Source organism: uncultured Pelagimonas sp. (assembly GCF_947498515.1).
In the GTDB taxonomy this organism is placed as follows: Bacteria; Pseudomonadota; Alphaproteobacteria; order Rhodobacterales; family Rhodobacteraceae; genus Pelagimonas.
Genome location: NZ_CANMKO010000001.1, coordinates 237280 through 256658, shown reverse-complemented (window position 1 = coordinate 256658; position 19379 = coordinate 237280). Strand labels below are relative to the sequence as shown.

General features: G+C 56.2%; 18 protein-coding genes. 6 read left to right on the top strand and 12 right to left on the bottom strand.

Translation table 11 applies throughout. The annotated features are described in order from the left end of the window. Positions 1 to 19: 19 nt before the first annotated feature. The 5 genes from uvrC to Q1A43_RS01345 form a co-directional block, all read right to left on the bottom strand. Entirely contained in the window at positions 20 to 1861 is a 1842-nt protein-coding gene (gene uvrC / locus Q1A43_RS01365; protein WP_299932518.1) for an excinuclease ABC subunit UvrC, read from the bottom strand. A 326-nt stretch (positions 1862 to 2187) separates the two neighbouring features. Continuing rightward, complete coding sequence (locus Q1A43_RS01360; RefSeq protein WP_299931857.1) at positions 2188 to 2964, bottom strand: SDR family oxidoreductase; 777 nt, start codon at positions 2962 to 2964, stop codon at positions 2188 to 2190. A gap of 10 nt (positions 2965 to 2974) precedes the next feature. Continuing rightward, positions 2975 to 3922, bottom strand: a complete 948-nt coding sequence (locus tag Q1A43_RS01355) for a calcium/sodium antiporter (RefSeq protein WP_299929412.1) — start codon at positions 3920 to 3922, stop codon at positions 2975 to 2977. Between the two features lie 170 nt (positions 3923 to 4092). Then, positions 4093 to 4887: a S49 family peptidase gene (locus tag Q1A43_RS01350; protein ID WP_299929409.1), complete on the bottom strand. Its 795-nt coding sequence runs from the start codon at positions 4885 to 4887 to the stop codon at positions 4093 to 4095. A gap of 187 nt (positions 4888 to 5074) precedes the next feature. Next, positions 5075 to 7264 carry a primosomal protein N' gene (locus Q1A43_RS01345; protein ID WP_299931855.1) on the bottom strand — a complete coding sequence of 730 codons (2190 nt, stop codon included), beginning with the start codon at positions 7262 to 7264 and terminating at the stop codon, positions 5075 to 5077. Between the two features lie 118 nt (positions 7265 to 7382). Here Q1A43_RS01345 and fsa point away from each other — a divergent pair, with 118 nt between their 5' ends. Then, a complete protein-coding gene (fsa, locus tag Q1A43_RS01340; protein WP_299931853.1) occupies positions 7383 to 8036 on the top strand; it encodes a fructose-6-phosphate aldolase in 654 nt (217 codons plus the stop codon). Beyond that, positions 8029 to 8526 (top strand): hypothetical protein, encoded by a 498-nt coding sequence (locus tag Q1A43_RS01335; RefSeq protein ID WP_299931852.1) that lies wholly within the window; start codon positions 8029 to 8031, stop codon positions 8524 to 8526. The genes fsa and Q1A43_RS01335 overlap by 8 nt, the downstream gene beginning before the upstream one ends. Positions 8527 to 8594: 68 nt before the next feature. Here Q1A43_RS01335 and Q1A43_RS01330 read toward each other — a convergent pair whose 3' ends face one another. Together Q1A43_RS01330 and parA are read right to left on the bottom strand one after the other, a co-directional pair. Then, positions 8595 to 9437, bottom strand: a complete 843-nt coding sequence (locus Q1A43_RS01330; protein ID WP_299931851.1) for a DUF6206 family protein — start codon at positions 9435 to 9437, stop codon at positions 8595 to 8597. Between the two features lie 24 nt (positions 9438 to 9461). After that, entirely contained in the window at positions 9462 to 10103 is a 642-nt protein-coding gene (gene parA / locus Q1A43_RS01325; protein WP_299931850.1) for a ParA family partition ATPase, read from the bottom strand. A gap of 133 nt (positions 10104 to 10236) precedes the next feature. Between parA and Q1A43_RS01320 the strand changes: the two genes are divergently transcribed. After that, positions 10237 to 10902: a hypothetical protein gene (locus tag Q1A43_RS01320; RefSeq protein ID WP_299929391.1), complete on the top strand. Its 666-nt coding sequence runs from the start codon at positions 10237 to 10239 to the stop codon at positions 10900 to 10902. A 35-nt stretch (positions 10903 to 10937) separates the two neighbouring features. Continuing rightward, positions 10938 to 11417 carry a HugZ family protein gene (locus Q1A43_RS01315; protein WP_299931848.1) on the top strand — a complete coding sequence of 160 codons (480 nt, stop codon included), beginning with the start codon at positions 10938 to 10940 and terminating at the stop codon, positions 11415 to 11417. A 65-nt stretch (positions 11418 to 11482) separates the two neighbouring features. On the opposite strand, the gene Q1A43_RS01310 is transcribed toward Q1A43_RS01315, so the two are convergent. From Q1A43_RS01310 to Q1A43_RS01300, 3 genes are all read right to left on the bottom strand, one after another. Next, positions 11483 to 13780: a glycosyl hydrolase family 28-related protein gene (locus Q1A43_RS01310; RefSeq protein ID WP_299931846.1), complete on the bottom strand. Its 2298-nt coding sequence runs from the start codon at positions 13778 to 13780 to the stop codon at positions 11483 to 11485. 120 nt (positions 13781 to 13900) lie between these two features. Continuing rightward, positions 13901 to 14314, bottom strand: coding sequence for a DUF4864 domain-containing protein (locus Q1A43_RS01305; RefSeq protein WP_299931844.1), 414 nt, complete (start codon positions 14312 to 14314; stop codon positions 13901 to 13903). A gap of 151 nt (positions 14315 to 14465) precedes the next feature. Further along, the gene (locus Q1A43_RS01300; protein ID WP_299929380.1) at positions 14466 to 16043 is read right to left on the bottom strand and encodes a lysine--tRNA ligase; all 1578 of its coding nucleotides are present in this window, start codon (positions 16041 to 16043) and stop codon (positions 14466 to 14468) included. A 102-nt stretch (positions 16044 to 16145) separates the two neighbouring features. Here Q1A43_RS01300 and Q1A43_RS01295 point away from each other — a divergent pair, with 102 nt between their 5' ends. Together Q1A43_RS01295 and Q1A43_RS01290 are read left to right on the top strand one after the other, a co-directional pair. Next, positions 16146 to 16568: a tellurite resistance TerB family protein gene (locus Q1A43_RS01295; protein WP_299929377.1), complete on the top strand. Its 423-nt coding sequence runs from the start codon at positions 16146 to 16148 to the stop codon at positions 16566 to 16568. Positions 16569 to 16698: 130 nt separating this feature from the next. Further along, the gene (locus Q1A43_RS01290; protein ID WP_299929375.1) at positions 16699 to 17127 is read left to right on the top strand and encodes a L,D-transpeptidase; all 429 of its coding nucleotides are present in this window, start codon (positions 16699 to 16701) and stop codon (positions 17125 to 17127) included. Between the two features lie 9 nt (positions 17128 to 17136). On the opposite strand, the gene dacB is transcribed toward Q1A43_RS01290, so the two are convergent. After that, on the bottom strand, positions 17137 to 18642 hold the full coding sequence (gene dacB / locus Q1A43_RS01285; protein WP_299931842.1) for a D-alanyl-D-alanine carboxypeptidase/D-alanyl-D-alanine-endopeptidase: 1506 nt from the start codon (positions 18640 to 18642) through the stop codon (positions 17137 to 17139). 69 nt (positions 18643 to 18711) lie between these two features. Beyond that, positions 18712 to 19326, bottom strand: coding sequence for a nicotinate-nucleotide adenylyltransferase (locus tag Q1A43_RS01280; protein WP_299931841.1), 615 nt, complete (start codon positions 19324 to 19326; stop codon positions 18712 to 18714). Positions 19327 to 19379 lie beyond the last annotated feature (53 nt).

Here is a 19379-nt window from a genome sequence, read left to right as displayed (position 1 = left end):
CAGACGGGGGCAGCGCCCCCTACCCTTTCTCGTGAAAGAAGTCGTAAATCTTTTCGGCCAGCGCCTCGCTAACCCCATCCACAGCCTTCAAATCCGTCAGATTGGCCCGCGTCACCGCCTTGGCCGATCCAAAATGCGCCAACAAAGCCCGTTTGCGCGCCGCTCCGACACCGGGGACTTCATCCAACGGATTGGCAAGCTGCGCCTTGGCGCGTTTGGCCCTATGGGTCCCAATGGCAAAGCGGTGCGCCTCATCGCGCATGCGTTGTACAAAGTACAGGATCGGATCATTGTGTCGAAGCGCAAAGGGCCGCGTTCCCACCCGGTGGAACTCTTCCTTACCATGGTCACGATCAACGCCCTTGGCGACCCCAACCATCGGCACATCTTCGACATTGTATTCACGCTGAATTTCAGCGACCGCCGACACCTGACCGGCCCCGCCGTCAATCAACAACAGGTCCGGCCAAAGGCCCTTGCTGCGGTCCGGGTCTTCTTTCAATAGGCGTGTAAATCGGCGGGTCAGCACCTCTTTCATCATGCCAAAGTCATCACCCGGCACCAAGTCTTCGCCCTTGATGTTGAACTTGCGGTATTGGTTTTTCATGAACCCGTCCGGTCCGGCGACAATCATGCCGCCAACCGCATTGGTCCCTTGGATGTGGCTGTTGTCGTAAACCTCGATGCGCTGCGGCGGGCCGTCCAACCCAAAGGCTTCGGCCACTCCGCGCAAAAGCTTGGCCTGTGTTGCGGTTTCCGACATCTTGCGCGCAAGGCTTTCGCGGGCATTGCGCGCCGCCCCATCCACCAACTCGGCCTTTTCCCCCCGCTGCGGCACCGCGATCTCAACCTTACGGCCTAGCTTGCCACTTAGCGCCTCTTGCATCAGATCCTCATTGTCGATGCCATGGTTCAATAGGATAAGCCGCGCTGGGTCTTTTTGATCGTAAAACTGGCCCATAAAGGCTTCGAGGATTTCGGCGGGTTCCACGTCTTCGCCGACACGCGGATAGAAATCCTTGTTGCCCCAGTTCTGGTTGGCCCGGATGAAAAACACCTGCACACAGGCCTGTCCCTTTTCCAGATGAAGCGCAATGACATCTGCCTCGGGCACGGTGCGCGGGTTGATCCCCTGCGCCGTCTGCACCTGCGTCAGCGCCTTAATCCGATCACGAAGCGCCGCCGCGCGCTCAAACTCCATCTCGTCTGAGGCTTCTTGCATCTGCGCCGCAAGGGTCTCCTGAATTTCCGTTGACTTGCCCTGCAAGAACCGCGCCGCATCCTTGACGCTGGCATTGTATTCTTCCGGTGTGATCTTGCCGACGCAGGGCGCGGTACAGCGTTTGATTTGATATTGCAGACAAGGCCGCGTGCGGGTCGAAAACATCGCATCCGTACAATTGCGAAGCTGAAAGCCGCGCTGCAACTGGTTCAACACCCTGTTCACCGCCCCGGCGCTGGCAAAGGGGCCAAAATACTGCCCGCTCTCTTTCTTGGCCCCGCGGTGTTTCTTGATCATCGGGTATTCGTGATCCGTCACCACGATATTGGGAAAGCTTTTGTCGTCACGCAGCAACACGTTGAACTTGGGTTTCAGCTGCTTGATCAGGTTTTGTTCAAGCAAAAGCGCCTCGGTCTCGGTCCGAGTGGTCAAGAACATCATCGTCTTGGTTTCCGAGATCATCCGCTCGATCCGGCGGGAATGGCCGGTTGGTCTCGAGTAGTTCGACACCCGCGCCCGTAGGTTGCGCGCCTTGCCAACATAGAGCACACGAGACTGATCATCGAGCATCCGGTACACCCCGGGCGAGCTGTCCAAGGTCTTCAAATAGGACTGAATAATCTCGTACCCGTTTTGCATGTTTTTCCCGTTTTCTCGCAGAGCCTTGCGCCCCGTATCAATGCTGGATGATTCCATTCTTTGGCTGCAATGCAAAGCGCTTTGATTCAAGCGTTAATACATCCACCGTTTCTGTGGATAAGTCTGTAGGTGAATTCTGTGTATACGCAAATTTCCGTTGTTTTTGGGGGTTTTTTGACACCTGCCTATTTTTTAGGCAAATTGTTAACGCTTTGTTTTTAAATAAGTAATTTCTTTTATCTGGTCAAGTCATTGACTACATTAAGAAATTTGTAACGCTTTCGTAACACGCGTGTGACCAGTGCAAAACTTGCAACTCGGCTATGTCATTCGACGCCCTGAATGTCCGGTGTTTGCCACCCAAGGTGCTGACCACCGTCGGTACAAAGCAACTGCCCGGTGACACCCGGCGCGTCCAGAAAATACCCCAAGGCGGCGGTAATATCAGAGGGGTTCGACCCACGTTTCAAAACCGTATTGGCGCGCTGATTGTCAAAGTGCTCCGCGCTTTGTCGGGCCCCTTGCAACGTCGGCCCCGGTCCGATGGCATTCACCCGCACCCGCGGGGCCAGCGCTTGGGCTGAGGTCTGGGTTAGCGCCCAAAGCCCCATCTTGGCAAGGGTGTAGCTCATGAACTCCGGAGTGAGCTTGCGCACCCGCTGGTCAAGCATATTGACCACCAAACCGCCCGCGACCGGTTCCCCCATGTCATCCAGAAAAGGCTCGGGCACTTGCTGCTCAAACGTCTGGATCAACACAAACGGCGCGCGCAGGTTGCTCTCTAAATGGCGGTCCCAGCTAGCCCGATCTGCGGTATGTATATTGTCGTATTCAAAAACCGACGCATTGTTAACCAACACGGTCAACGGCCCGCCCAACGCCTCACAAGCGCGCGAAACCAGGGTCTGCATCTCGGCTTCGACCAACAGATCGGCCTGCAGTGCCACGGCCCGCCGCCCAAAAGCTTGGATCTCGGCAACTGTGTCCAGAGCGGCGACCTCAGACCCCGCATAGTGCACCGCAACATCAAAGCCACGGCCCGCCAGATACAGCGCCATCGCCCGGCCCAATCGCCGCCCAGCACCGGTTACCAATGCCTGCATTTGCGTCTCCTTAGGTCAGGACAAGCAGAATATAGCCCACATAGAGCGACGTGAGAATAGCGCCCCAGATGCGGTTCAAATCCAGTTTGAAGATCACAAACGGGATCAACAATACAGACGACGCAAGCATGACCCAGATGTCAAAGCGCAACAGGTTCGGATCGACCGGCATAGGTGCGATGAACGAGGCCACGCCAATAATCGCCAAAAGGTTGAACATGTTCGAGCCAATCACGTTGCCGATGGCCACGTCCGCCTGTTTCCGGATGGCCGCCATGACAGTCGTCGCCAGCTCTGGCAAGGACGTACCAAGCGCCACAAGGGTCAAGCCAATCACCGTATCGGGCACCCCGAACATTTCGGCGATCTCTGTCGCGCTATCCACCAAAAGATCGGCACCAAGTGGCAAACCAATCAAGCCCAGCGCCAAGAACAAACAAATCTTCCACCAGCGCATTTCAGGGTCCGCGCCTTCGGGTTCTTCAAGCTCTTCGTCGCATTTGCCTTCGCGGCGATGTTTTAGCGCGTCGCGGATCGCGTCACCAAGGATCAGTGTCAAAACGGTCAACAAGACCAAGCCGGCGATCCAGTCAAAGACGCCGCGAAACGCCAGCGCTATGAACAAAACCGTCGAGGCCATCATCAAAAGATAGCTCTTGCGGGTGTCACATTGGCTGGTGTGCATCACCGTAATGAGGGCGGGCACCCCCAGAACCAAAAGGACATTTGCGGTATTGGAGCCAATCACATTGCCCAGCGCAATACCGGGCACGCCCTCTAATGCCGCCTGAACCGAAATCAACAGTTCGGGCGCAGAGGTGCCAAAAGCCACAATCGTCAGGCTGACGATGAGCGCCGGAATACCGACCCGCAAACTTAGGTTGACCGCACCTTTGACAAGCGCGTCCCCAGCCAACAGCAGGATCAGCAACCCTAAAACCGCATAGACAAAGACCATGTCAGCCCTTTCCCTTGCCGCAGTCACACGGACCACGACCAATCTTAAAGCGCCCGCAGCGGGGGCATTTCGCCGATTTCAACCGGTCCTGCCCGGGAAATCGCAGACGTCCGAACATGGCGAGAATGGCAATAAACACCAAAAAGATTGAGACAATCTTGACCAGCACGTTAAAGACCAAACCGCGCAAACAAGGCGCGTTCCTCAACTTCTGTGATCGCGCCTTGCATCGCCTGAATGCCAATGCGCGGCAATAGCGGTTTTTTCTGTTCCAACCGGCGCAATTGCACCTTGTCACCAAAGCGGTCTTTCATCGTCGGCACCAAATGCCCGACTCCGTCGGCCAAGCCTTGTTCCACAGCCGATTGGCCGATCCAGACCTCGCCGGTGAACAAATCCGGATTATCGGCAAGCTTGTCGCCCCGGCGCTCGCGCACCTGAGCGATGAATTGTTCATGCAACTCACCAAGCAACTTGTTCAAACGCGCGACATCTTCTTCGGTCTCGGGCTTGAACGGGTCCATCATGCTTTTGGATTTACCCGCCGTGTGAACACGCCGCTCAAACCCTTGACGTTGCAGAAAAACATGCGCGCCAAAGCCCGATGAAATCACCCCAATTGACCCAAGGATCGAACAACTATCGGCGATAATTTCATCTGCTGCAGAGGCCAGCCAATAGCCCCCCGACGCCGCCACATCTTCGACAAAGGCGAACACAGGCACGTCGTTTTCCTCGGCCAACCTGCGAATACGCGCGCCGATCAAGGCGCTTTGCACCGGTGACCCACCGGGGGAATTTATTTCCAACGCCACCGCATCGGGTTTGCGTTTGAACGCTTTCTCCAAAAGGCTTGCCACGGAACGGTCGCTCAGGCTGCCACGACCTGATGCGCCAATTGCCCCCTGCAGGCGCACAACGGCCACCTCAGGGTGATTTTTCAAAAATGGGATCCAGCGTCTCATGTCCGCTGATGTAGAGCCGCCGGGTGCCACAAACAAGATACCCTATCCGTTTGTACGCCCTTTGTGACCTCGACGCCCCGATTGCCGCAAGGGAAACGGGGTTTGGGGGTTCGCCCCCAAGGCCTGCGTGGCCTGAACGCTGTATATCGTGGGCGGGCATCGCCCGCACCGGCCGCGAAACGCCGCGTCAAAAGAAGCTTTGCGGGTCAATATCGATTGATAGCCGCAAGTCGCCCTTGAGCTGCACCTGCCCCGCCCATTCCGCCAGCGCACGTTGCAACATCACATCCTTTGGGGCCTTGACCAACATCCGAACCCGGTGCCGCCCCCGAACGCGGGCAATTGGCGCGGGGGCCGGCCCATATATCGTTGCCCCAACCCGTCGCAAGGGCGCATCGTTGCGGGCCAGATGATTGCCGAGGTCAAACACCTTAGCCGGGTCTTCTCCCGACAAAATGATCCCCGCCAATCGGCCAAATGGTGGCATGGTCGCTGCCCGGCGTTCATCAAGTTCCGCTTTCCAAAACGCCTCTTCATCCCCGGCCAAAATCGCGCGGATCACCGGATGTTCGGGTTGAAAGGTCTGCAAAAGCGCCGTGCCGGGCTTTTCCGCCCGACCCGCACGCCCTGCCACCTGCCGCATCAATTGAAAGGTCCGCTCTGCTGCGCGCAAATCTGACCCTTGCAAGCCCAAATCAGAATCAATCACCCCGACCAACGTCAGCAAGGGAAAGTTATGCCCCTTGGCCACAAGCTGTGTGCCGATGATAATATCCGCCGCCCCGGCCGCAATCGCCTCGATCTGGCCTTTTAGCTCACGCGCAGTGCCATAAAGGTCCGACGACAAAACCGCGATCCGGGCCTCGGGGAAAAGCTCTTGGGCCTCTTCTGCCAATCGCTCGACTCCGGGGCCAACAGGGGCCAGCCGGTCTTCGGCCTCGCAAGACGGGCATTTGTCGGGCATCGGTTTGGTTTCACCACATTGGTGACACACCAGACGTTTCAAAAACCGGTGCTCAACCATCCGCGCATCACAATCGTCACAGCCAATCTGCTGGCCACAGGCCCGACATAGCGTCACCGGCGCATATCCACGGCGGTTGAGGAACAACAGGGATTGCTCCTTACGCTCAATCCGCGTGGCAACTGCCCGCTGTAAACTCGGAGATATCCAGCGGTTCGACGGCAAGTCTTCGCGTCGCATATCAATAGTGCGCATCTCAGGCAAAACAGCTGGCCCATAACGCGAGCTCAAAATCACCCGTTTGTATTTCCCCGCCTCGGCATTGTTCCAGCTTTCAAGGCTCGGCGTGGCTGAGGCCAAAACAACCTGCGCCCCAAGGATTGAGGCGCGCAACACCGCCATGTCGCGGGCATTGTACAACACCCCGTCGTCCTGTTTGTAGGACGTGTCGTGCTCCTCATCGACGACGACAAGGCCAAGCCGTTGGAACGGCAAGAACAGCGCCGATCGCGCCCCAACAACAACCTGCGCATGTCCCTGCGCCACCATCCGCCACACCCGGCGACGTTCGGTCATGGTCACACCGGAATGCCATTCGGCGGGTTTCGCGCCAAAGCGCGCTTCGATCCGGGTTAGGAACTCCGCCGTCAAGGCGATTTCCGGCAACAAGACAAGCGCCTGACGCCCCTGCCGCAACGCCTCTGCCACCGCCTCAAGATAGACCTCGGTCTTGCCCGAGCCGGTCACCCCCTTCAACAACACCGTGTTGTAGGCGTGCGATGCCTGCCCCTGTTGCAAGGCTTCGGCCGCGGTTTGCTGATCAGCGGTAAGCTCTTTGCCGCCGTGTTCCGGGTCCAAGATCGGGAATCCCGTGTCGCGCGGTGTTTGCTCTTCGCGGACAGCACCGGATTTCACCAATCCTTTGACCACGGATGTGGTCACCCCGGCGGCCTCAGCCAGCTCTTTGATGGTCAAAGACAAGCCGCCCATCTCGCCGCAAGCATCAAGCACACGACGACGCGCATCGGTCATGCGCGGTGGCTCCCCCTCGCCCAGACGGTACACTTTTTGCATCGAGGGCGGATCGCCAAGCCCCGGCGCGCGGGTCGCCAGCCGTAGCATCGCATTCATCGGGGTCAACGTATACGCGCCGCAACGCTCCAAAAACGCGCGCATTTCTTCACGCATCGGTGCAACATCGAGCACACGAATGACCTGCCGGATTTTGGAATAGTCGAAATTGCCCTGCCCCGGCCCCCACACCACGCCAATCACCTTGCGCGGACCAAGGGGCACTTCGACAAAGGCCCCCTGATGGCAGCCCCCCTCGGGTGCACGGTAATCCAACAACCGATCAAGCGGTTGCGTGGTCTGTACCGAGACCAGCGCGTTTTCCTCGTAAAAACCCTGCATCACACTCCAAATTCCGTTAGCGCCACCATTGACCCGACAATGAGGCTTCCTGTGCCGCCCTTCCTGAGGTAAGACACCGGCGATCAATTGCCAAGCTTCGCCTGGAGGGCCCCCCGCAATGAAATTCTTTGTAGATACCGCCGAAGTCGACGCCATCGCCGAGCTCAACGCTCTTGGTATGGTGGACGGTGTGACCACCAACCCGTCGCTGATTGCCAAATCTGGCCGCGACATTCTTGAAGTGACCAAAGAGATTTGTGACATGGTCGACGGCCCGGTGTCCGCCGAGGTTGTCGCGCTTGACGCCGATGCCATGATCGCCGAGGGCCGCAAGCTCGCTCAGATTGCGGAAAACATCGCCGTCAAAGTGCCGCTGACCTGGGACGGGTTGAAAGCCTGTAAAGTGCTGTCGAATGAGGGCAAAATGGTCAACGTGACCCTGTGCTTCTCGGCCAACCAAGCGCTTTTGGCGGCCAAAGCCGGCGCGACATTCATCTCGCCGTTCATCGGTCGTTTGGATGACATCAACATCGATGGTCTTGAACTGATCGAAGACATCCGCACCATCTATGACAACTACGGCTTTGACACCCAGATCCTTGCCGCATCGATCCGCACCGCCAACCACATGAGCGAATGCGCCAAAATCGGTGCTGACGTGGCCACCGCACCACCCGCCGTCATCAAAGCCATGGCAAACCATGTTCTGACCGACAAAGGTCTGGCCGGGTTCTTGGCCGACATCGAAAAAGCCGGTATCAAAATTGTCTAAAAGCCGACAGCGCGGGGAGAAATCCCCGCTCTATCGCAAAGTCAACACCCGGACCCACGGGGTGCACCATGGGTCCGGTCTACGTGCCGCCGATGAGCGTGGCACCAAATCCGGCGCGCAACGCTCGATGCATTCGGGGCAACGTCACGGGCTAGATTACACGCCCCTCTTCCGGTTTCTGCTCTCCCGAGTAGGCACGCCATGGGACTCGGTCTACGCCGAAGCGGTGTCAAGATTGGACAAACCTGAGCCGATTTTTTGGCTGGTGGCTGAGCATCCCGAAGATCGGCGTGACGTGGTTCGAACAGGTGAAAGCAGTTACTACAACGGACTATTCGTTGACGGCGGAGGTCTGTTGGCCATTGTCGACCCGACAATCACTATTGAACGCATCGCGCCGCAATGCCCTTGTTGCACTCACAGTTTCAACGGCAAGACTGTCCCTCGCAAATTCACTGAACACAGCTTGCCCCTCGTCGCGCCGAACTAACCGCACGCGCGACCAAATTTCGTCGACGAAATTTGTAAATTCCGTGCACGGAATTTGTGGCATCCAGATCAGATGTTAGGCTCACCCTGAAGGCCCAAAAGCTTGCGAAACCCAGTCCAATATCCGGGTAAGCGCGGTGGTCGCTGCAGACCGTCCATGGTTTCATTTAGCCAAGGTTGCATCCGTCGCTGAGCAAAATCGCGCCCCCACGTCAGATAGGCCTGTGCATCATCCGGGCGCAATCGGCAAGCCGAGCCAACCAACCCAACCAGAGTTTCGGGCGGTGAATACCATTCATCTTGGATGCCGGTGACTTTGTTTTGGAAAAACGGTCCGACAACACGCATCAACCGGCTGTCGGAAAAGGTCAAAAGCATCTTGCCCATCTCATCGCGTGAATAATGGATCAGCGGCGGGAAGGTGTCGAAGAACACCGCGCGCTCATCGACATAGGCGAAATTGCGGATCGACGGGTGAAAGCCGATGCGACTTTCACAGGTCTGCGCCCAATGCCAAAAGGTCGAGATCACATCACCGGCCGCTTCCATCATCACCAGAGTGTCATCAAGCGGCTGCGACATCATCAGCGGGCGCATCATGCTATCGGCGGGAAGTGCTTGTTGCACAATCACCGGGACGCGAATGCCATCCAAGTCCAACAAATGAAAATCGGTTTCGGGAAGGCCCACGCCGGAATCGTACATCGCTTGGACATAGTCGTCATGACAGGATTTGAGCCTGTCCAGTTCGCCGGTGTCGGACAATCCGCGATAGACCTTGATCACCTTGTCTGAAAACGCCCCCGACGCCGGGCGAAACGGCGCACAGAAATAACCCAGCTTTGAGACGGTTTGACCGCGCGCGGCGGAATCGGCGCGGATCAGGTTGGCCAGTTCGGCAAGATCGGTCATGGTGGCTCTCCTTTGAGAGACCCTTTAACGCGTTGCCAGCAACTCCGCCACCTCTGCCGTCAGGCTCAGCACTTCGTCGCGCGCCGGGGATTTGCCCGCTTCGGTAACGCCCCGCCCCTGCCCCATGGTTTCGGCAAATCCAACCCGGTTGGCCAATCCGGACTTGGCGACATTGGCCCCAAGCTCTTGGGCGGCGGCGGCCACTTCGGTGCCCAACCGCGTGCCCGTTCGGGTGCGGTTCATCACCAAAAGCGTGTCGCGGTTTTCACGGTTGGCCAAATCAAGCACCCCTTCGGTGGCCCAGAGGTCAACATGGCTTGCCGCGACGGGCACAACCACCAAATCAGCAACCCGCAGCGCCGGGCGCAGATCGCTATCGGCTTTGGGTGGGGTGTCGATGATGACCAAGTCATTGCTGGCCCCCAGTTTGCGGCATTCCAACGAAATCCCCCAAGCCGAGGACGTGGTGAAATCCAAATTGTTGCACAACTCGGGGTCGCGTTCCATCCGCGTCATGTACCAACGCCCCAGACTGCCTTGTGGATCAAGATCAACCAAGGCGACGCGTTTTCCTTGTTCGCGAAATCCCAGCGCCAAATGCGCGGCCAAGGTGGTTTTGCCACTTCCGCCTTTTTGCTGTGCAACGGTAATAACATGTCCTGGCATGAGCTTTCCCCAAAAGTGCCTCAGGGTCACTTTGCACCTGCAGAAACGTAAAAGCCACCCCTGCCCCCTGGGGCGATTAATCGCGTCTTAACCATTGTGAAGGCATAATTTACCTTCATTCAGGATGGGGACCATGCTTTTTCGTTGCCTTTTCACCATTGCGTTTTGTCTTTGCGCCTCTTTGGCTCAGGCCGGTGCCTGGCCGCGCGAAAAAGGGAGTAGTTTTTTTAGCATGTCGGTGCGATTGGGCTGGCGGCAAAATCTTGAACACTGGGCCTCGATGGACCCGACCGATGAATACCGCACCGCCTATTTTGAATACGGATTGACCGAAAAGGTCACGCTTGGTTTTGACCTTGGAAATTCGGTCTCGGGCGACGGCAAAGCGATCGGATTCGTTCAATTTCCTTTGCGAAATCAAGACACAGGCCCGAAAGTCGCGCTGCAATTTGGCCTTGGGCAAATCTCCGGCGACCGGGTGGTTCGGCCCGGCCTTTCAATTGGATGGGGCCTCAAGAACGGCTGGCTGGGTATCGAAAGCTTTATGGAAATGCGCGCGGATTCAGGCGTTTCGGACTACAAAGTTGACTTCACCTGGGGGCGTAATCTTGCCAAAGACCGCAAGTTGATCATGCAACTGCAAACCGGTGTCCAACATGGCGACCCTGCTTTTGCGCGTATCGCACCCTCGGTCGTGTTTCCTGTCCACAAGCGGATCAAACTGGAAACCGGCGCGACTTATGGTTTAACCGGAGATTCGTCGATGGGGATAAAACTAGGGTTTTGGACCGAATTCTAATGGTCGCGGGCATCCGAAGCCGTTAGCATTTGCCTATGACCTATCCCATCCGCCCCACAGATGCCGAGGCCCGAAGCCTTGCCCGTAATCTCATCCAATCGGCTCGCTTTGGGGCCTTGGCCGTAACTGATGGTGATGGCCTGCCCATGGTTACGCGGATTGCCAGTGTGCCGGGCCTTGATGGCTTGCCTCTGTCCTTGGTCTCTGACCTGAGCGCCCATACTCAAGCGCTTAAATCCAACCCGGCCTGTGCTTTGATGCTTGGCGAACCCGATGACAAAGGTGATCCGCTCACTCATCCCCGACTTAGCCTGCAAGGCAAAGCCAGCTTCATCCGTCACGGCGATCCTGCCCATGCGCACACCGCCGCCCATTACCTATCGCTCTATCCCAAGGCAAAACTCTATATCGGGTTTGGCGATTTTTCGTTCCTACATCTGACGGTCACACGGGCCTTTTTGAACGGCGGGTTTGGCCAAGCCTTTGTCCTCACCCCCGATGATCTTTGCCCATAAAATCTGCGCCAAAAAAAGGCCGAGCCCCCAAAGGGACCCGGCCGCATCAACACCTAGGCCAGTGCTTATTTATCCATACGGATGTTGAGCGTCACATCGCCCTCCATGTCTTCCGGCCACACCACGTGAATGCGATCCTTTTGCCCGCCTTGCTCTACGTTTGCATAGGGGAAGTGATTGCGTGTCACACCGGCCGCATTGCGCGGACGTGATCGGCTGACGATGCTCTCCACTTCCTTGGCATAACCCTCAAACGGCAAGCGATTGTCGGTTTCAATTTCCCAAATCAGCTCAGCACTGTTTTGAGAATGCTTGATCAGCAAGGGGTTGGCGGCACCTGACACGATATTATGGTAGGTATTTCCGGTGAAATAGATCGCCTTCATACTCCCCTTCAGAACCGCGCCCTCGGACGTATCAATGCGTTCAGCCCGGTAGATCGTACCACCCACACAGCGGAAGGTATTGCCGCTCACGTTCAAGCCATTGATGATGTGCCCGGTGCCAAATGGCTTCCAAACAATCGAGCTGAACCACTGGCTCACCTCGGAACACAGCATAACGTTGTTGGTGATCGACAGGCCCGCAAAGCCGAATCCGCCCGTATGGTTCGGCTCTGGCTCACGCTCGTTGGTCCATTCGATAAAGCAGTTATCGATATAGTTGCCGCTGATTTGCGCGTTACAAGCCCGAACAGCAATGACGATACCCGCCGTACGCAACCCATTGACGCCCGCGCCACCGCCTTGGAAAAAGTGGTTGCCGGTGATGATCGTATGCGTACCGCTGATCACCGCGAAATGACGGAACTGCGAGGCCCGGCAATTACGGATTTTCACGTCATTGGCGTTGGCGTTGATCGCAACCGTATGGCGGTCTTGCGGAGCAGCACCACCTTCGTAGCTGATGAACTGACAATGATCGATCAAGATACCCTGACAACCATCACCGATTGACGTGATCCCACGATTGCCCGGACGGTTGAACACACAGTTGCGCACAACGTTTACCGTGCCCAAGCGCGGCAAGATCATCCCAGAGGCCTCTTCGCCACATTGGAATTCAATGCCTTCCAATTCAAAGACGTTCAGACGATCAAAACCGGTGAAATCCAGCATATATTTGAAACGGGTGAACGTGTAGTTCTGCGTGCCTTCCGCCCGCGACAAAGGTTGCGACAGGGTGATTTCCTGGGCTGCAACATTGACCTGTTTCACATAGATTTCGCGCCCGACGCCATCACTGGCTTCAACCAATGATCCAACCTGAACGTTGGCAATGTTGGACACATTGGTCAAACGCCACGGGTTGCTTGCCGTGTAGCGGGCTTGGCTGGTGACAACGGTTGGGGCCCAATTGCCAGAGCTTTCGGCACGCAGCTGACCATTTCGGATCACCCGGCGTTGCGCATAGGTTGTCCGGTTTGGAACCGCCGCTTGCACATCAATCGGGGCGCTAACCGACACACGACGCCCGCCAAGATCAAGGCTTTCGTGATCCGCGTTGTTCATCAACGACTGGAGCGCCTTCTTAAAGGCTGTTTCCTCGTCGCCCCCAAACGCATCAATATAAGTCGGCAGGCTGAAATCTTTGGTCAGCGACAAGACCGCATCATCAGGCATCGTTACCTGACCTTCGAACTGCACCCGGCTGTCCAAAGTCACCGAGTCATTCAACCGATACGTGCCGTTTGATACCAGAATACGACGACCATTCGCCGCCTGATCAGCCGCTTCAAAGGCGGCGCTGTCGTTGGTTGACCCGTTGCCAATCGCGCCAAAGTCACGCACATCGACCCAATTCATCATGTCGCGCAAAAAGACGCTGGTCACGTCTTCGATGACGATGTCATCCACGCGGACAACACCACCGTTCAAGCCGGTCAAATCAATGCCGAAATGCCCATATTCGGCCTCGGTGCCCCAAACCATATCAACGCCATTGCGCGACCCAACACCGACAATGGCGCTGACTTCGACAACGTCGCCGTAGGTCGTCAAAGACGTGCTATCGCCGCGGGTTGTGACCCCGGAAATCGCATCGTCATTGTCATCGCCCGCCCAACCGGCGATCCGCACGCTTGGCAAGCTGCCGGAAATGGCTTTGACACGTGCGGTGACGCGCAAATAGCAGCCGGGCAAAATCGGTGTCCGCCCCATAAAGCGGAGCTTTTGAGTGCCATCCGTTTTGACAATTTCAAGACATCCGCCAAAATCCTGATCGGCCGGAACAAAGGCCGCAGTGGCCAAGCTTGCATAGGTGTCCGATCCCGGCACCCCATCGCCACGGGACCATTGCCCCAGATTGCCCGCTGAAAATGCAGGAGGCATAAAGACCACGCCGTCGGTAATCGCCTTGTTCATGCTGTACCCTTTCGTCACAAGAGGCCACTCTGGCCCGATCGAGAAAGGGAAATATCAATGGGGTCTTAACGGTCTGAAACCGCACCGCGCGCTGCTTCTGCCTTGCGCGCAACGCGGTGGTTAAACCGCCACTTCGGGCGGCGGGATCATCTGAACCGCGGCAATGCGCCAGTCTCCTTTGACCTCGACCATCATGTAATCAAGGGCAAAAACCTGTCCCGCTTGATCGATCACAATCACCTGTTGCCACAGGTTTCCTTCGATTTGGCGGAGCTCTCCAAAGCGCACATCCTTGGGTCGCCACACCATCGGATACCCGTTCTGAACCATTGCCCCAAAGTTTTCAGAGGTTCCAAACAGACCCTGAATAGTCGGGCTGGCGTACTCAAACGCCTTGGCAAAATCATCAACCTGAAAGGCCTCGATTTGCTGTTCAATGGTGTTTTCAATGCCTGGATTCCGGGTTTGGGTGTCTTGTCCGACGGCCACACCACCGATCCCCATCAAGGTCAAAGCAAAGATTAAACTGCGCATTTGAATTCCTCCTCATCTGCTCCAAAAGCTAGGCCTTTTGGTCGTCAGATCAAATCAGAGCGCAAATGACGGTCAAAATGAAAAAGGCGAAACCGGAAATATGTCCGATTTCGCCGGTGTTTTGTACCGATTGGGTTGGTGGTGCCGGGTATTAGCCCAGTTCGCCCGCCAAACCCTTTTCGATCAAAGCGACGGTTTCAGTCACGCCATAGAGCGCGATGAACCCACCAAAACGCGGCCCTTGGCTTTGGCCAAGAAGCACTTCGTACAACGCTTTGAACCAGTTGCGCAGCGGGTCGAACTCATGCTCTTTGCCCACCGCGAAAACGAGGGTTTGCAAGGCTTCGTCACTGACCTCACCGTCATAGCTTCGAAGCCGTTCTGCCAAGTCCTCAATCGCCTTGCGCTCTTGCTCATCCGGGGCGCGGAAGACCTTGGAAGGTTTGACAAAATCTTCATAGTACTTGACTGCAAAGCCCGCAGCGGCATCCAGATCAGGATGGGTTTCCGGCGTCGCATCCGGCGCATAGCGACGGATAAAGCCCCACATCGCATCCTTGTCTTCCGCACCGGCGGCCGAAGCAAGGTTCAGCAACATCGAGAACGGCACAACCATTTTTGACTCGGGAACATTCCCGTTATGGATGTGCCATACCGGGTTGTTGACCTGCGCCTTAAGCTCTTGGGTCGGATAGGCACGCAACTGCTGATGGTATTCGTCCATCGCTTTTGGAATAACGTCAAAATACATACGCTTAGCCGTTTTTGGCTTTTGGTACATAAAGTAGCTGAGGCTTTCGGTGCTGGCATAGGTTAGCCATTCATCAATCGAAATCCCGTTGCCGGACGATTTCGAAATCTTCTGACCCTTGTCATCCAAGAACAACTCATAGGTGAAATGCTCTGGTGGCTTCACGCCCAGCACTCGACAAATACCGTCATAAATTGGCGTGTTGGTGCTGTGGTCCTTGCCATACATTTCGAAATCAACGCCAAGCGCCGCCCAGCGCGCGCCAAAGTCCGGCTTCCATTGCAACTTGACGTTGCCACCGGTCACCGGAAGCGTCCATTCCTTGCCATCTTCGTCGTCAAAGGTGATCTCACCTTTGGCCGCATCGACGTTTTTCATCGGCACGTACAAAACCCGCCCGGTTTCCGGGTGGATCGGCAAAAAGATCGAATAGGTCGCGGCCCGCTCATCACGTAGCGATTTGAGCATGATTTTCATCACGTCATCATAACGTTCACAGGCGCGCAGCAGAATCTCATCAAACTGGCCGCTCTGGTAAAACTCGGTGGCCGAGATGAATTCATACTCAAACCCAAACGTGTCCAAGAACCGACGCAGCATGGCGTTGTTATGATCGCCAAAGCTGTCATGGGTGCCAAATGGATCGGGCACTTGGGTCAACGGCTTTTGCAAGTTTTCGGCCAACATGTCTTGGTTGGGAAGGTTGCCGGGCACTTTGCGCATGCCATCCAAATCGTCCGAGAAACAAATCAAACGCGTCGGAATATCGCTGATCACCTCAAAGGCACGGCGGATCATGGTCGTCCGGGCGACCTCACCAAAGGTGCCGATATGCGGCAAACCAGACGGCCCATAGCCGGTTTCAAACAACACGTAGCCCTTTTCAGGTGGCTTCTTTTCGTACCGTTTGAGCAGACGGCGTGCTTCTTCAAAGGGCCAGGCCTTAGTATTCATCGCCGCGTCGCGCAGATCGGACATCAGATTCTCCTGAATTGAGGGTTGCGGACCGCTTCCTATTGCCCCTGCGCCCTCAGGTCAATAAATTGCGCTGCAACGCCGCATATTTGAAAGGCCGGTTTTATGTCTGATGCCCCACATCCTCTTAGTCCACAGGACTGCCTTGTTGCAGTAATGATTGCCATTTCCGCCTCGGATGAGAACGTCCGAACCGCAGAATTGGTCAAAATCGATTCGGCTGTGAACAACTTACCGGTTTTCGCCAACTACGACGCGGATCGCGTCCGCGAAATGTCTGTCTTGGTGTTCGAACTATTTGGACAAGAAGACGGGTTGGACGCGCTTTTCGGAATGGTTCGCAATGACTTGCCCGAGCGTTTGTTCGAAACCGCCTATGCGCTTGCCTGTGACGTGGCCGCCGCGGATGGCACTTTGCAAGAGCCCGAGCTGCGTCTCCTCGAAGAAATCCGCTATGAGCTCAATATCGACCGGCTTCACGCCGCCGCCATCGAACGCGGTGCTCGCGCACGACATATGTCGCTCTGACGCTACATCGCATCAATATTTAGACGTTTCAGCCCTCAGGTCAGGTTTCCCTGACTGACCTGAGGTTAACATTATCGTATAGTTCCTTCAGGCATTATTGCCACGCTGCTTTGATTTCTGGAGGGACATTATGAACCGGATTTTCGCCACATTATTGACCATCGCGATGCTTTTCGCGCTACCCGCAACAAGCTTTGCTGCCGCTCTTGTTGCCAAGGTTGACGTCTCATCACAAACGATGACCGTTATCCACAATGGCAAGGTTGCCTACCGCTGGCCTGTTTCAACCGCGCGCAAAGGCAAATACACTCCGCGCGGCTCTTGGAGCGCCAAGTGGCTGTCCCGCTATCATAAATCCAGCCTCTACAATAACGCGCCGATGCCCTATTCGATCTTTTTCAGTGGCAATTATGCCATTCACGGAACCAACCAGATCAGCCGCCTGGGCCGCCCCGCCTCTGCCGGATGTGTGCGCTTGCACCCTGATCACGCCGCACGCCTATTTGAATTGACCCAGCGAGTCGGCAAATCAAACATGAAAGTTGTCATTCACAACTAACGGTTTATATCAGCCGCTATAGACAATTCCCCAGCGCTCGATCAGCTCTTGTTGCAAACGTTTCGCCCGTCGGTTCCACTCACGACCGCCGGGCGGGCGTTCTCTCTCAGATTTCTTAAGCGCCGCCCGTTTGTCGAAGTTGGCTGCGAAAATGGCGAACACCAATTCGCGCCCATCGGGCAAGTCCACATATCCCGCTAAGCCGCTGACAAAATTCAAGGTTCCGGTCTTGGCATGTACTGAAAGCGGGTGATCCTTGATCTCTTTGCGCTTTTTATCCAGCATTTTGAACGGCTTAAGCAAGGGCTTCAGCTCGTTTGATTTCCTCAGTTGCTGCAAGGCCAGCATCATGTCCCCGGCGCTTATCCTGCTGCTTTCACCTAGACCTGAATGATCCACCAAGGCCACCGACTGCAATCCAAATGCCGCGTTTGACCAGGCGTTCATTTGCGCAGCAGAGCCCGCCAAAGATGTCATGGCGCGGCCGCTTTGTTTTTGCGATGCGGTCAATCCGACAACTTCAGCCGTCAGATTGGTGGACCATTTCAACATATCTTTCAAAAGACGTGACAACGGCGCACTTTGCACCTTGGCCAAAACATCCCCTGTGGGTTTTTGATCCGTCACAATAGGAGCGGAGAGTTTGATGCCCTGCGCCCGTGCAAAGCTTTGAAATACCTCGCCGGCATAAATCTCGGGCTTGCGAACAGGGAGCCAGCGCGCGCCACCTTTGCCCAAAGCGCCACGCGCAACGGTCCAATTGTCGACACCGGCGCGATCTTCGTAGGTGTAGATGGGTACGTCGCGCGCGATCACCTTCATCTGCGCCATGTTGACATTGGGTCGATGCGCATCTGACCGCGCCTGCATCGTTACCGCGTAGTTGCCATTGGCGCGTTTCCATTCAAAGTGAACCCGATTGTAATTCAGGTTCAGCCCCGACACCGCCGGGTTGTATCCCACATGGTCCGGTTGGCTTTGATCGATGTCGCGCAAATGCGGGAGAGCGCCGCCCCAAACTTTGAAGTCACCTTTGACCCCGTTAACACCGGCCGCCTTTAGAGTTGCGGCCAAACTGGCCAACGCGTTGGTGTCCAACGTCGGGTCGCCCCCACCCGCCAGCACCAAATCCCCCTGAACAACGCCATCTACAATCACCCCGGTCGCCAAAACGCGGGTTTCAAACCGAAAATCTGCGCCCAAAACGTCCAAAGCAAACGCAGCGGTCAACGCCTTGGCAACGCTCGCAGGCGGCTGCCCCAATGTCGGTTCGCGCTCTTCCAGAAGTTTACCGGTTTCAACATCGGCCACAGCAAACCCGACACGCCCGCCCAGTTTAGCCGCCTCGACCAACTGTTCCGCCGGTTTTTGCAGCTCTTTGAGCAAGTCCGCGGATCTTGCGACTGGCCTAAGCGACCGTTCCGGCGCGTTGGCCCATAGAGACGTCGCCATGCTGCCCATTGAAAACCCGGCAGCGCCACCCAAAAATAGTCGTCTTGAAATCTGTTTGGTCATATTACGATCTAAGCTGAGTCATTGGCTTTGGGCAACCGGGCAATCTTCACTGCCTTGTGATTAAACGCCTTAATCACTGTGGTTCCAAGTGCCAGTTTCACGAATTTGAGACGAGCTGATCCCGGACATTGGCATATTCACAAAGCTCCAGCGCGGGGCCGGTCCACATGCCAGAAGTCGGGCTTGTTTGCTTGGCAGACGGGCGGCACTAAAGACCCGCGATGTCACGGACATCCGCGCCGCGATGCGCAATTTAGGCCGCGCCAATACACCGACCGGCATCGTCGTCATGATGCCGCGCCAGTTTTCCCAACGATGGAACTGGAAAAGATTATCCGCCCCCATTAGCCACACAAAATTCACCCCCGGCCACACAGACTTAAGCGCGCTCAGTGTTTCGAAAGTATAGCGGGTTTGGTGCCTTTCTTCGAAATCGCTCACCAAAATACGCGGGTGATCAATCAACGCGCGCGCCGCCGCCATGCGTTTTTCAATCGGAGCCGGGGGGTTGGGTTTCAGAGGATTTCCAGGACTGACAAGCCATAGAATTTTTTCCAAATCGAACCGCTTGAGCGCCTCGTTGGAGAGATGCACGTGCCCTTGATGCGGTGGATCAAAAGACCCGCCCAAAACGCCGACACGCATACCGCGCGCCAAGTTCACACCTTCTAGCCACTTCGCCACGTGTTGTTTCCCTTATCGCGCGATTGCGTTTGGGATAGGGGGTCGGCGCGTGG